The organism is Mesorhizobium sp. M00.F.Ca.ET.216.01.1.1 (assembly GCF_004010325.2).
Lineage (GTDB): Bacteria > Pseudomonadota > Alphaproteobacteria > Rhizobiales > Rhizobiaceae > Mesorhizobium.
In genome coordinates this window covers 93739-105427 of the sequence record NZ_SADR02000019.1, presented here as the reverse complement: position 1 = coordinate 105427, position 11689 = coordinate 93739, and the positions used below count along the sequence as shown (strand labels likewise).

Sequence of the window (11689 nt, the reverse complement as noted above, 5' to 3'; positions counted from 1 at the left end):
CGCCTTTGTTCCTTGTGTTGGATACCCGTGGGTGAAAGTGTCTGGCTGCGGATGGGCTGTCGCGATGTTAGCGGCTAAGGTCGGTTCAAGGCTCGCTGCCTAAGCAAGGCCGAGTTACTCCGGCTGCAGAGGCGGTGCCGAGATGCTAGGCTGGATTGGCGGCGCGTCGATGGCGCGGAGTTCACGGTCGTGCTCGAATTGCTCAGCCCATTGCAGGTCCATCAGCCAAGGTTCGCGCCGGCCGGTCCAGAGTTCATAATTCGGAATAATATCACTCGGAGCAAGGTCGAGTGTTCCGAGCATGATTTCCGCCTCATCGTCCCGCAATGAAGCGACTCGAGATCCGCATTCCGGGCAGAAACTCCGACCTGCAAAAGTCTTGAGTTGGCCCGTTCCTTGGTACGCAAATCTCGGCCACACGCCGAAGAAATTGAAAGCGCTCCCATTCGTGCGCCGACAATCATGACAGTGGCAGAGACCAATGCGCAGCGGAGCGCCCTTGACCGAGAAGCGGACTGCTCCGCAAAGACAGCCACCATTGCGAACGTCATCTTCGCTCATCAGAGTGCTTTCATGGGAGGATCACGGTTCTCGTCGGGATTGGGGTCAGGAAGCTCATCTGGCTGAAGGTCGGGGTCTGGCTCGCGCACGTCTGGCGTCCAAATCGGCGCATCCAATGGCGGTTCTTCGGTCGGCTCTGGCTTGGGAGGCATGATTACTCTCCCGTTCGGCGGTCGGGCGTGGTGTTTTGCTAGCAACTGGGCGCGCCGCGGATTGTCTGGCCGGGAAGGGATCTCCAAGATACTTTGTCTCTTTAGACGGCGATCCTTCGGTTTTGGTGCAACCGACACTTGACCGTCTTCGATGACGCTTGGGTTTTTGCGCTCGACTCTGGTGCCCGCAACCTCCGGCTCCTTTACGATTGCCTTGTTGAGGGTTTGGACCTTAGCCATTCGCATCTCCTTTGCTGGCCAACGACGGGCTGTCAGGAATGTTCCATATGATCGCCTTCGAGAGATGCAGGCTTTTCGTTGCATAAGCGGAACCTGATATGCGGGGGCTGGTTTCAGTAACGGCAGCATCCCTCGCTGCTGGTCAAGGGCCGGCAAACCTTGACCGGGCCCGCTTCCTCGCCAGTGAGGCTGGCCCACTTCCGGCGCTCCGCAGTCGGCGGCAACAGGCCTATTTCGAGGTGTCGGCGAAGATCGGATTTTGCTCAGCAGTGGCGAATGGCGAGCGGATGAAGACCAATCAATGCCAAGCACCTGCAAAAGCTCCAACGCGTCGCTTATCGAGATGCCATCAAGGTCGCAATCGTCACCGGCGCCTCTTTTGAGCGAGACGTGCGCCAACGCATTCATCTTCAGATCTGTGTAGAATTTGCCCTTCAACCCTTCAACTGCTAGCCCCGTCGCTGATTGTTCGAGGCACACAACCTCTATTCACGCAGAAAGTTCCGCGCTAGGCGGTGCCTTTCATCGCGCCGGAGTGTCAGGGATGACGGCTGTGCGTCTTGCCACTGATGGCAACGTCTGATTGCTTGGCAGAACGGCGACCAAAGATAGGGAATTGGAGAGGTGAAGAACTATTATCCAGTAGCTGTTGTCACGCTGCTTTGCAGTCTCATGATATTCGGCATGGCGCTTACTGTCGCTCGCACGCATAAAAAGACGGGCATCCTCGCTCCCACCATGACGGGAGACCCGTTGCTCGAACGAGCGATCCGAGCGCACTCCAACAGCGTGGAATGGTTACCCATCTTTCTGCCGTCGATGTGGCTGTTCGCTATCTACTGGAGTCCTATATGGGCAGCGGCATTGGGCCTGCTTTGGCTCGTTGGCCGGATCGCCTATTTCGTTGGGTATCCCTCGGCGCCACTCAACCGTTATCCCGGCTTCTTCATCCAATCGATTGCGGCCTTCGCACTTCTATTCGAGGCGCTTGGCAGAATTGTCTATCTGATGATGCAATGACACTGTGGCGCTGACCATCGCTAGTTGCCCTATGCTGTGCGTGCACTAGCCCTGAGTGCGTTGAAGAGCGGATTGCGGTCCTTGATCCTCGGGACGTCATAGGCGGCGAATCCGCCTTGGCTATAGGGTGATTTCGCAGGATCTATCGTGATGTCTAAGCCTGCGTCATCACTGTCAATCGCGATGCGCAATGGCCATTCGTCGGCACGTATCTGGTCGCGCAACTGTGGCACTATCTCGTTCCGGACAAACGCCTCCAGCTGGTTGCGAGGAGGCAGCCGCAGCACGGTCCTGGTTCCTCGCCTGGTTCGATGGTCCATCGACTTAACGCGCAGATCCACCCCGCCGATAGCCGCCGTTGCAGTGCTCGTCTCGCAAAAATCAAGCGCAACCCCCACCACTCTTGATGAGAGTCATGGCGACAACCAATTTGGTTATCTCGGTGTGAGTCCGCGCGGCCCGGGCCAGCAACACGTTGGCCACGATGGTGGGACGGGCGAAGGGTTTCTCGCCCACGTGGTCAGGCCTCGAGCTCTTCAGGGGGATCCTTGAACGGATTAAGGATACGTACGCCACGTCCGGCAAAGTCCCGCACATTCCGCGTGACGAGAACAAGCCCATGAACCCTCGCCGTAGCCGCAAGGGCCAGATCCCACCGGTCCTTGTTTTTGCCCGCAAGCAGACGGGTCCACTCCGCCACCACGGGCGCATCAATAGGAATGATGCGATCCGAGAACGACTTCTCCAGCGCGTCGATCGCGGCAAGAAGGACTGCGGAGCGCTCCGCATCGCGGCTCTTGAGGGCCTGCGCGCCGCGGCGCTTTTCGAACAGCGTCGCGGCACTCAAGCGCAGGTCGGTGTCGTCGATGGTTGCGAGCCAGCGGCGGACATTCTCGTTGCCACGGGCTCCCGTCTCTCGCAGAATATTCTCATCGAGCAGATACAGCGTCACGGAATTGCCCGAGGCGCCGATCCCTCCAGCCTGTCGTCCCCGTCGAAGACGCCGAGATCAGCCATCTCCGATAGCGTCCGCTTCAAGCTCCGGGGCGCATAGGGCCGACCGCGCTTGGGGTAGGCCTTCGCATATTCTATAGCTGCCTCGATTTGCGTCTTCGACAGTGATGGAAAATCGCTCAGAATCTCCTCGACGGTCTGCTCCTTGGCGAGCGCAGCAACCAGGTGAGCGGGAATCTCAGTGTCCCGGATCAGAGCCTCGGACTGGTCCTCACTGCGATCCACCCAGTTTCGAATGTGCTCAAGCCGTGCGAGGCGGACTTCCAGATCGCTGTCGATCCGCGCGAGGTCGAGGTCGAGCTTGCCCCATCGCACCATGTGGGTGCTGGCAGATAACTTCCGCAACGCCTCGTAGAGGCGCCGCCGGCCAGAAGGAGTGAGGTCCTTGTCGAGCTCATCGGCCAGTCGCAGAAAGCGAAGTTCCGCTGGACCGACGAGGCGCTGCACGGCCTTGCCGACTCTGCGCTGTTTCGCACGGATGACACCGGTATCGACTGCCTTGTTCAGCGTCGTAGTTGACCGGTCGAGGACATAGCCCGCCTCGCTCAATGTCAATGTCTGTGGGGAAGCCATCGGTCCCTCCTTCTCTAATTCCTCCCCAATCTAGGGATGAATTAGAGAAGATGCAACCACCCTATGTCGGATGGCCTCACGCAGCGGGTGGGACGCGGTCGCTCGGCTGACCGTCAATCTGTGCGAGGATCCGTTTGACCGCCTCGATATCACCTCGATCGAGCTTCTTTCCGTAGATGCATTCAACCCATTCCGAACTCATCTCGAGATAGCGTAGCGTCGCTCGAAATTGGGGCAGGGTTTAGGGTTTGAAGAACCATTTGAAGTTTTCCCAACCCGTCATTGTCACCTTCACCAGCTCCTGAATCGTAGCTGTGAGAAGGTTAGGAACAAAAAAGGGGCCCATGTGGGCGTCAGCGCCGGGCTCTGGCCGCAGCATGGTGAAGCCGGCAAGTGTCGGATGTGCCGCAATGGCCGACAGAAGCTTATAGTGCTCGTATCGCTTCTTGCCTTCATAGCCGTCCCGCTTGTCGAGCACTTCCCGGATCTTCGCCTGGCTGAACTCCTTGTTACGCTTCTCCTCTGGAACGGTTTTCCACTTCTGGATCAGCGCCGGGTCCGTTGAGAAATAGTCGAGCAGGAACCCAGTCTCCAGAATGTCTCGGGTCGGCAGGCCTGCTGCCTGGTAGTACCCGCCCAGAATCAGCCTGATCGAGGCGCCGAGATCGTTGAAAATCCTGGCCCCGAGCAGCTTGACGATGAGCTGGTCCTCGTCCTTTTCATCATAGGCCATGCGGTAGAACTGCAGCAGGTCCATCACGCATTCGATCATCGCCAGATGAAGGCTGAGGTCAGGGTCGGCCTCGATCGCCGCGATCGATTTCTGCCATACGACTTCCTCACCGGTGTGAAGAAGCTTGAGGTTCTCAGGAATCGGCATCGTCATATGGCCTCCATCTCTGGCCGTCCGAATTTGACGCATACGGCACCGAGTCGGGCACTATTCCGCTCGGCTCAACATGGCTACACTATACGCACTCGCACAAATGCATTGATGGCAAGCACCTGACTGAATACTACACGGCTTATTTTCATGCTCCCGAGGCCATCCTGGCGCGGTCGATTGCCGCCTGGTCTCTCCTGCTGTCGAGGCCGAAATGTCGAACGGTGAAATCCGTGACCTTGATCTTCCCGCCGCGATCGGCAGGCGATACCCAAACCAGAGCGAGCACGGCGCAGCGCTTCGGTCGGCGCTGGTAACCGCATGCCGGACTTTTATCGACGGCGGGCTCGGCGACCGAGATGCGCCGCAGAAGCTTTGCTCGCCTCAGGATGCCGTGTATTGGCAACAGCTCTCCGAGGTATTGTTGACCGATCAGCTTCAAAAGCACGGCCTCGCCGCAATCCATCCTCGCACGAGGCTGGCTTCATTGAGCTCGTATTGATAATCCATCTCCGGCCCATTACTCGCTGCTTCTCCAATTCTCCAAAGATCATGAATCACCGTATAAAGCAAAATGAGACCTACGAAGAACAGATAAAAACAGAGGCACATGTATAGGTAAGCGAGCCCCGTGAATACGACCGCCTCCGGCACCGATATAACCTCAGGGCGCACAATCGCTAACGAGCCCCAATCCGTCGCATAGTTGCCACCACCTTTCATCAACGGGATCAATGACACGCCGATCCACTGAAAAAGACCGGCGAACAGCACACAAATCAAAAAAAACCGCCCAATATGAATACGAAGAAGCTTCTACGCTGCGCGCCCAGGCATCGTCGCTTTCCATCTTGTCGCCCTGCGCTACAAGCTTTGGGCGGCCTTCATCTTTCCAAAAGGTCACTAGCTCGGTCACGAAGGCAAAAAACAGTGGCAAAAATACCATGAAGACGAATGTCCAATTCGCTGTCCAAAGAAACCCAACCTGCTTGACGACCCCATCCGCCCGGCCATATGTCACGCTGTGAATCCCAGTAATATACGACAAAAACCCAAGAGCGGTGACACCCGCAAACACCGACGCCGGTAAGTTCAGGGGAGATCCGTGACTAAAAAACGCCTCCGATTTCCTCGCCAAACTAAAACGCCGCCTCGGCCCCTTGGCGTCAGGATCCCGTTTTAGCTCTGCCGGAGACGCTGTGTCGTCATCGAAGGGCGCAGCCGGTGCTGTATCTGGAATCTCCTGTGCAACGCTGCTTCCGGCTCTCTTCGATTCTCGTCTCTTGGCCGATAACCGCGATTGCGCCGCACTAAGCTCCATCTGCCATTCGCTGGTTGCCACCGGATCATCGCACCCAAAAACCCTCGCCAGCCAACGAATATTGGCAGTGCTATCTCGTTCTCTTGAAACCAAAGCTGCACACTTCGCAGATCGACCCCAATCCGGTTGGAATCAATCTGTGAAATCGCCTTCGCTATCTAAGGGTACAAGAATTTCGCGGGCCGCGGAGCACGGGAATTGCGCGAGTGGCTCGACATTCAGGCCGAAGACGCTCGTTCAAATGAGGATCTCGCACGGCGGTTCGTCGATCGATGCAGGAACTCCCGGGGCATATAGCCGTTTCCTCCTCATGATTAAACCAACCCCTATTGGAGGTTCATATGTCCATACGGATAGCCACCGCGTCGACGCTAGTCCTTGCGTTCGCTTCGCCGGCCTTTGCCGACTGCGGCCAGGAGTTGAAGGTGCTCGAGCCGAACGTTATCACCGCCGAAACGGGCGCAAGCCCTAGCAAGTCAGGCATACCGGCGACGAAGCACCAAGAAGAAGTCCTGCCCGGTAAGCAACAGGGCGGCAACCCTGAAACGACCGGAGCAACGACGGGAGAAGTGAAGCCGACCACACCTCACCAAGAGCAGGTGACTGGCAGCCGTAGCGACCAAAGTGCCGAACATCCAAGCCAATTGATGGCTGAAGCCCGCAAGATGTCCCAAGCTGGAGACGAGCAAGGGTGCATGAAAAAATTGGCGGAACTCAAGGGTGCCCTTGGCGTCAAGTGATCGCCGACCCGATCAGCATAATCGGACCGAGGACTAGCACCTCTGCACAGAGATTATGACTCTTTGGCATTCGGCTTTGGATCCGCTGGATTTTCAGGAGTTGATCCGGAAGCTGACCTATATCTCGGCGCTTCTGATCGCAACGGAGGTCAGGCTCGGGAAAGCGAAATGGCGCCTGTCATGGAAGCGGCCGCACCGTTCGGGTGACGCTAAGGCGATGGCGAGACATTGAAAACCCCAAGTCGAGCGGGGGCTTATTTGTTCATGATCCCTATCTGTACGTGCTTGAATTGCAGGCTCGAGTTTTCCTGGATCCAGCGGTAATTCTCCGCAAGCGCCACCAGAGCATCGCGAACAGTCGGGGCACCGACCACCAGCTTGCTAACCGCGTCGAAGTTCTGCTGCGTCATCAACCCCTGTCCAAAACGTGCGCCGAAAAAATCGTCGCCCGTCTCACCGGCTGCGATGTCGAACAGCCGGCAATAATAGCCGAGTTCGAGACGCAGCAAGGGGTCGGCGATTCTGGCCGGATCGACGCCTGCAAGTTCGAGGAGATGCCGAGCCGCATAGAGGACGATGAATTGCTCAACCTGGTCATTCCGCGTCCTGAAACCTTCGCCTACGCCGAGGAAAAGGCGCCTGTTCTACGTCGCGCTGACGCGCGCCAGTCGGGGCGTATATCTCATCACTAACAGCCGCCAGCCGTCCCGCTATCTCCGGGAGCTTTGTGAGATCGCCGGTGATCAGGTGCGGTTCGAGACCATCGAAGGCACGGTGTGCGTCAATGCCCGGTTTGCCTTGACGGCCAGATGGTCGAGAAGCGCAACAGGGAGGGGACGGTGTCTACAAACCGTAGTTTCCGAACACAATTTCGTGTCAGCGTAAGGTCGATTTGCAGACACAATGGCAGCTATACGCTGCCAGAAGAGAACTCTGGCCGCCGCTCTGTGGCGCGGCAAATCTATAAGGAGACGTCCGCCGGAACTCACGGTCGTGACCCGAACTGGTCATTGCGCTGCACGGCCAAGGGGTGGAAAGCGGCAATTTGCTGGAGAATGCCTGCGAAATGGTAATGCGGTGCGTCTACCCCTGAAACAGGATACGTTCTTCGGCGCCCAACCAATTGAGAAGCTGTAGGGGACCAATCGTGTCTGAGTGGATCAGAAGATTACGGTCGCAAATCGGCTCCGAGCTTATCTTCGTGAACTCCGCTGGCGGTTGGATCGAAGATGATCACGGTCGAGTCCTTTTGCAGCGGCGCACACGAGATTGCGAAGTATGGGGTTTCCCCGGTGGAGTGATGGAGCTTGGAGAAGCCGCGCACGAGACGGCAGTAAGGGAGTTGCGGGAGGAAACGGGCCTTGAGGTGGACCCGATTTCGTTGATCGGTATCTATACCAAGTATTTCCAAACACTGGAGAACGGCGATCAGTGCCAATGTGTTGCTTTCATGTTCAGAATGCGAATTGTTGGGGGGGCTTTGACCGTTGATAACGAGGAGACATTTGAACTTCAATTTTTCGACAAAGATGCAATGCCGCCTCTCTACAGCGAACAGCATCGCCAGATCGCACTGGACGCACTCAGCGGTACGGGACCGTATTTTCGATAGTTCACGGCAGGCGCAATAGCCAACTGAAGAGACCGGACCTAGTCCGCGCCGTCGTATCGATCGACGGTGCGTTCGGCTTCGATACCGCGGCAGCGCGACTCTTCAGCAAGACCGCCCGGGACCTTGCCGCCGGCGATCCCGGCACGGTGGTTCCCGCGCTGTTTGCCGGCGCCTACGACCGCACCACCGATCCGGCCTTCAAGCGCTGGCACGCACGACGAGTCCAGGGCATGCCCAAGCGTGTAGTGCGGGAGTCCTTTGGTCCACTTTTCACGGGACCGGATCAAGTTGGCGGAGGCGAGCGCCCGATTCTGCCGGCGGCTGACGATCCCATTCTACCACCTGTGCCGGGATCCGGGCCAGGCCCGCCAGATGCGGCCGTGGTTCTCGAACCCCAAGTCGAAGGTGGAAGTGTGGACTCGAGCCGGGCACTGGATCATGCTCGACCGCAACGATGACGTGAACGCCGCGGTGACCGCATGGATCGACGCATTGTAGGCAGGGGCTTGGACCCGGTCGTGACTCTCGTCGCAGTGCCGCGAGATTGGTACGCTGTCCTCAGTTGGCAACTTCCGCAACCGTTTGGCAGGCCCGCATGGAAAGCCGTCCCTTCACGATCCACGTAACCGACGAAGCCATAGAAGACCTGCACCGCCGCCTGCGGAATGGTCGTTTGCCCGATTCGATCGATGCAGACAGTTGGGAGGACGGTACCAGCCTTTCGTTCCTCAAGCGTCTGCGAGACCAATGGCTGCACCAGTTCGACTGGAGGATGCAGGAGTGTCGCCTCAACCGGCTGCCGCAGTATGTTTCGACGATCCGGGGCCTCGACATCCACTTCGTGCACCAGCCGGGAGTAGGCCCGGCGCCCATGCCACTCATCCTGACGCACGGCTGGCCGGGTTCATTCGTGGAGATGGAGCGCATCATCCCGCTTTTGACCGATCCGGGGGCCTACGGCGGCGATCCCCAAGATGCGTTCCACGTCGTCGTGCCATCGCTGCCCGGCTACGGCTTCTCCCAAGCGCCTGCCGTTCCGGGCATCAGTGCTCGGGAGGTCGCTGCCATGTGGCGAGAGCTCATGGCCGGACTTGGTTACGATCGTTTCGCAGCCCAAGGCGGCGACATCGGAGCGGGCGTCTCGTGCTGGCTGGCGCGCTGTTTTCCCGAGAGCCTCGTCGGCGTTCATCTGAACTATATCCCCGGCAGCTTCCGTCCGGGTCTGGACGAAAGCACGGCGCGGTTACCCGGCGAAGAGATGGCCTTCCTCGGCAAGGCGGCGGCCTTCGCGGCAGCTGAGGGCGCCTACGCGGCGCTCCAGTCCACCAAGCCGCTGACCCTGGCTTTCGCGCTCTCCGACAGTCCCATCGGCCTTGCTGCCTGGATTGCCGAGAAATTTCGCGCCTGGAGCGATTGCGGCGGCGAACTCGAGCGCGCGATACCTATCGGCACGCTGCTCACCGACATTTCGATCTACTGGTTCTCCGGCAACATCGCTGCGTCGTTGCGACTGTACAAGGAAATGCGCCTTCAACCGCTGACCTTCGATGCAGGCGAGCGGGTTAGCGTGCCGTTCGGAGTAAGCGTCTTCCCGCGCGAGCTGCCCATGCCCCCGCGTTCCTGGGTCGAACGCGCACTCAATGTTGTTCGCTGGACCTGCATGCCCGCGGGCGGTCATTTCGCGGCACTCGAGCAACCGGAGGCGCTGGCCGAGGAAATCCGAGCGTTCTTCAGGCCGCTTCGTTCAAGGGGCGATATTTAGGACCAAACGTTAGTGCGCCGACGCCGGTAGGCTGAACTCAAGCTACCACTGCCAAGCCCGGCGAAGCGCGCAAGCGGGCGATGTCGCGCGCCGGCGGTTCTCCGAAGTGACGGCGGTATTCGCGACTAAACTGCGACGGGCTTTCGTAACCCACCCGGAAGGCGGCAGTTGTGGCGTCGATGTCCTGGACCAGCATCAGGCCGCGCGCGTCCTGTAACCTGAGCTGCTTCTGGAATTGCAGCGGCGTCATCGCCGTCACGACGCGAAAATGCTCGTGCAGGCTCGACGGACTCATGCCCACTTCCGCGGCAAGCCGCTCGATGCTGAACCGTTCCCGGAAGTTCTGCCGGATCCAGGCGATGGCGCGGCCGACCTGGGCCACCCGGCCCTGACCGGTGGTGATGTGGCGCATCCTGGCGCCGTCCGGGCCGGTGAGCAGGCGGTAGAGAATTTCCTGCTCGGCAAGTGGCCCGAGCACGGGCAGCGCTGCCGGATCGTCGAGCAGGCGCAGCAAATGCAGCGCCGCGTTGAGCAGATCGGCGCTGGCGTCGGACACCGTCTTGCCTATCGGCGGGGCGGGCGCTCCCGGCAGCGGCGGCACGCGCAACGCCAACTCCCCCAGCATGACCGGATCGAAATCGAGGTACAGACAGAGATAGGGCTTGTCAGGCGTCGCCTCGACTACCTGGCCTGTCGCCGGCAGATCGTAGGTCACGATCCCATAGCGCCCCGGTGCATATCTGAACACGCTGTCGCCCAGCGTGACCTCCTTGTGCCCTTGTGCGACGAGGCACAGCTGCGGCCGGTAGACATTCGGCATCGGCATCGTCGGCGTGGAGGATCGAACAAGCGACACGCGATCGATGAGAGTGGCGTTGAAGCCGTCCTTCGACACGTGACGGCCGATCGCCGCAGCGATTTCGGCGAGTGTTTCCATGGGTTGGACCGTCGCACGCGCGCGGGAGGGCGACAAGGCGAAATCCGCGCCTCCTGGAGGATTGGGCAATAATCGCGGCGCATCAGTCTAGCGGTTCGGCGCCGACGCGCACCACAATGGCGGAGAACCGAAAAGGAGCGCAGCAATGGACGACATTTCAGACAAGGTGGTGCTGATCAGTGGGGCATCGAGCGGGATCGGCGAGGCGACCGCGCGCGAACTGGCGGCTGCGGGCGCGAAAGTGATGATCGGCGCAAGGCGCGTCGAGCGGCTGGAGGCGCTGGCACGGGAATTGGGCGACAACGTCGGGTGGGCGCGGCTCGATGTGACCGAGCGGGAAGGCTTCGCGGCTTTCGCGGCAGCGGCCGAGGAACGGTTCGGGCGCATCGACGTGCTCGTCAACAACGCCGGCGTGATGCCGCTCTCGCCGCTTGCCGCGCTGCTCGTGGAGCAGTGGGATTGGATGATCGACGTCAACATCCGCGGGGTGCTCAACGGGATCGCGGCCGTGCTGCCGCACTTCCAGGCGCGCGGATCGGGCCAAATCGTCAACGTCGCCTCGATCGCGGCGCACCGCGTCGTGCCGGCGGCCGCGGTCTATTGCGCGACAAAATACGCGGTCTGGGCGATCACTGACGGCATCAGGCAAGAGCACCGCAATATTCGCGCGACCATTATTTCGCCCGGTGCAACCGAATCCGAGCTCGCCGACACGATCACGGATCCGATGACGCAGGAACGGGTCGCGGCCTTCCGGGCGGCCGGGATGGTCGGCGCCGATGCCGTCGCCCGCGCGATCCGGTTCGCGATCGGGCAGCCGGCGGATGTCGACGTCAGCGAGGTCGTCGTCAACCCGACCGTCAGCATGTGATGT

14 protein-coding genes and 1 pseudogene are annotated in these 11689 nt (G+C 59.7%); 8 read left to right on the top strand and 7 right to left on the bottom strand.

The genetic code is table 11. The features are described 5' to 3' along the window. Nucleotides 1–114: 114 nt before the first annotated feature. On the bottom strand, nucleotides 115–561 hold the full coding sequence (locus EN859_RS23470) for a GFA family protein (RefSeq protein WP_127855009.1): 447 nt from the start codon (nucleotides 559–561) through the stop codon (nucleotides 115–117). Further along, a complete protein-coding gene (locus EN859_RS38285) occupies nucleotides 561–953 on the bottom strand; it encodes a hypothetical protein (protein ID WP_189502189.1) in 393 nt (130 codons plus the stop codon). The genes EN859_RS23470 and EN859_RS38285 overlap by 1 nt, the downstream gene beginning before the upstream one ends. Nucleotides 954–1577: 624 nt before the next feature. Here EN859_RS38285 and EN859_RS23460 point away from each other — a divergent pair. Next, complete coding sequence (locus EN859_RS23460; protein ID WP_127855010.1) at nucleotides 1578–1973, top strand: MAPEG family protein; 396 nt, start codon at nucleotides 1578–1580, stop codon at nucleotides 1971–1973. A 520-nt stretch (nucleotides 1974–2493) separates the two neighbouring features. On the opposite strand, the gene EN859_RS23450 is transcribed toward EN859_RS23460, so the two are convergent. The 3 genes from EN859_RS23450 to EN859_RS23440 all read right to left on the bottom strand — a co-directional run bounded on the left by EN859_RS23450 (nucleotide 2494) and on the right by EN859_RS23440 (nucleotide 4446). Then, nucleotides 2494–2925, bottom strand: coding sequence for a type II toxin-antitoxin system VapC family toxin (locus EN859_RS23450; RefSeq protein WP_127855012.1), 432 nt, complete (start codon nucleotides 2923–2925; stop codon nucleotides 2494–2496). After that, on the bottom strand, nucleotides 2922–3560 hold the full coding sequence (locus tag EN859_RS23445; protein ID WP_127855013.1) for a DUF433 domain-containing protein: 639 nt from the start codon (nucleotides 3558–3560) through the stop codon (nucleotides 2922–2924). The genes EN859_RS23450 and EN859_RS23445 overlap by 4 nt, the downstream gene beginning before the upstream one ends. A 241-nt stretch (nucleotides 3561–3801) precedes the next feature. Next, on the bottom strand, nucleotides 3802–4446 hold the full coding sequence (locus EN859_RS23440; RefSeq protein ID WP_127855014.1) for a hypothetical protein: 645 nt from the start codon (nucleotides 4444–4446) through the stop codon (nucleotides 3802–3804). 211 nt (nucleotides 4447–4657) lie between these two features. Between EN859_RS23440 and EN859_RS38280 the strand changes: the two genes are divergently transcribed. Continuing rightward, nucleotides 4658–4945: a hypothetical protein gene (locus EN859_RS38280; RefSeq protein ID WP_189502187.1), complete on the top strand. Its 288-nt coding sequence runs from the start codon at nucleotides 4658–4660 to the stop codon at nucleotides 4943–4945. 23 nt (nucleotides 4946–4968) lie between these two features. On the opposite strand, the pseudogene EN859_RS23430 reads toward EN859_RS38280, so the two are convergent. Then, nucleotides 4969–5922, bottom strand: a pseudogene (locus EN859_RS23430) (hypothetical protein); the annotation flags it as partial. A gap of 183 nt (nucleotides 5923–6105) precedes the next feature. Here EN859_RS23430 and EN859_RS23425 point away from each other — a divergent pair. The 5 genes from EN859_RS23425 (at nucleotide 6106) to EN859_RS23400 (ending at nucleotide 9878) form a co-directional block, all read left to right on the top strand. After that, a complete protein-coding gene (locus EN859_RS23425; protein WP_127855016.1) occupies nucleotides 6106–6504 on the top strand; it encodes a hypothetical protein in 399 nt (132 codons plus the stop codon). Between the two features lie 281 nt (nucleotides 6505–6785). Continuing rightward, nucleotides 6786–7196, top strand: a complete 411-nt coding sequence (locus EN859_RS39545; protein WP_245525668.1) for a hypothetical protein — start codon at nucleotides 6786–6788, stop codon at nucleotides 7194–7196. Nucleotides 7197–7651: 455 nt separating this feature from the next. Beyond that, on the top strand, nucleotides 7652–8116 hold the full coding sequence (locus tag EN859_RS23410) for an NUDIX domain-containing protein (RefSeq protein WP_127855017.1): 465 nt from the start codon (nucleotides 7652–7654) through the stop codon (nucleotides 8114–8116). Between the two features lie 288 nt (nucleotides 8117–8404). Further along, entirely contained in the window at nucleotides 8405–8614 is a 210-nt protein-coding gene (locus EN859_RS38740) for a hypothetical protein (RefSeq protein ID WP_210237714.1), read from the top strand. Nucleotides 8615–8711: 97 nt separating this feature from the next. Further along, nucleotides 8712–9878: an epoxide hydrolase family protein gene (locus EN859_RS23400; protein ID WP_127855018.1), complete on the top strand. Its 1167-nt coding sequence runs from the start codon at nucleotides 8712–8714 to the stop codon at nucleotides 9876–9878. A 37-nt stretch (nucleotides 9879–9915) separates the two neighbouring features. Here the strand turns inward: EN859_RS23400 and EN859_RS23395 are convergent, their stop codons facing one another. Continuing rightward, on the bottom strand, nucleotides 9916–10815 hold the full coding sequence (locus tag EN859_RS23395; protein ID WP_127855019.1) for an AraC family transcriptional regulator: 900 nt from the start codon (nucleotides 10813–10815) through the stop codon (nucleotides 9916–9918). 145 nt (nucleotides 10816–10960) lie between these two features. On the opposite strand from EN859_RS23395, the gene EN859_RS23390 reads away from it, so the two are divergent. After that, the gene (locus tag EN859_RS23390) at nucleotides 10961–11686 is read left to right on the top strand and encodes an SDR family oxidoreductase (protein ID WP_127855020.1); all 726 of its coding nucleotides are present in this window, start codon (nucleotides 10961–10963) and stop codon (nucleotides 11684–11686) included. Nucleotides 11687–11689 lie beyond the last annotated feature (3 nt).

Bases quoted from the DNA above. Each gene is read 5' to 3' on its own strand.
- EN859_RS23470 (WP_127855009.1), bottom strand. From the start codon at position 561: ATGAGCGAAGATGACGTTCGCAATGGTGGCTGTCTTTGCGGAGCAGTC.
- EN859_RS38285 (WP_189502189.1), bottom strand. From the start codon at position 953: ATGGCTAAGGTCCAAACCCTCAACAAGGCAATCGTAAAGGAGCCGGAG.
- EN859_RS23445 (WP_127855013.1), bottom strand. From the start codon at position 3,560: ATGGCTTCCCCACAGACATTGACATTGAGCGAGGCGGGCTATGTCCTC.
- EN859_RS23440 (WP_127855014.1), bottom strand. From the start codon at position 4,446: ATGACGATGCCGATTCCTGAGAACCTCAAGCTTCTTCACACCGGTGAG.
- EN859_RS38280 (WP_189502187.1), top strand. From the start codon at position 4,658: ATGTCGAACGGTGAAATCCGTGACCTTGATCTTCCCGCCGCGATCGGC.
- EN859_RS23425 (WP_127855016.1), top strand. From the start codon at position 6,106: ATGTCCATACGGATAGCCACCGCGTCGACGCTAGTCCTTGCGTTCGCT.
- EN859_RS23400 (WP_127855018.1), top strand. From the start codon at position 8,712: ATGGAAAGCCGTCCCTTCACGATCCACGTAACCGACGAAGCCATAGAA.
- EN859_RS23395 (WP_127855019.1), bottom strand. From the start codon at position 10,815: ATGGAAACACTCGCCGAAATCGCTGCGGCGATCGGCCGTCACGTGTCG.
- EN859_RS23390 (WP_127855020.1), top strand. From the start codon at position 10,961: ATGGACGACATTTCAGACAAGGTGGTGCTGATCAGTGGGGCATCGAGC.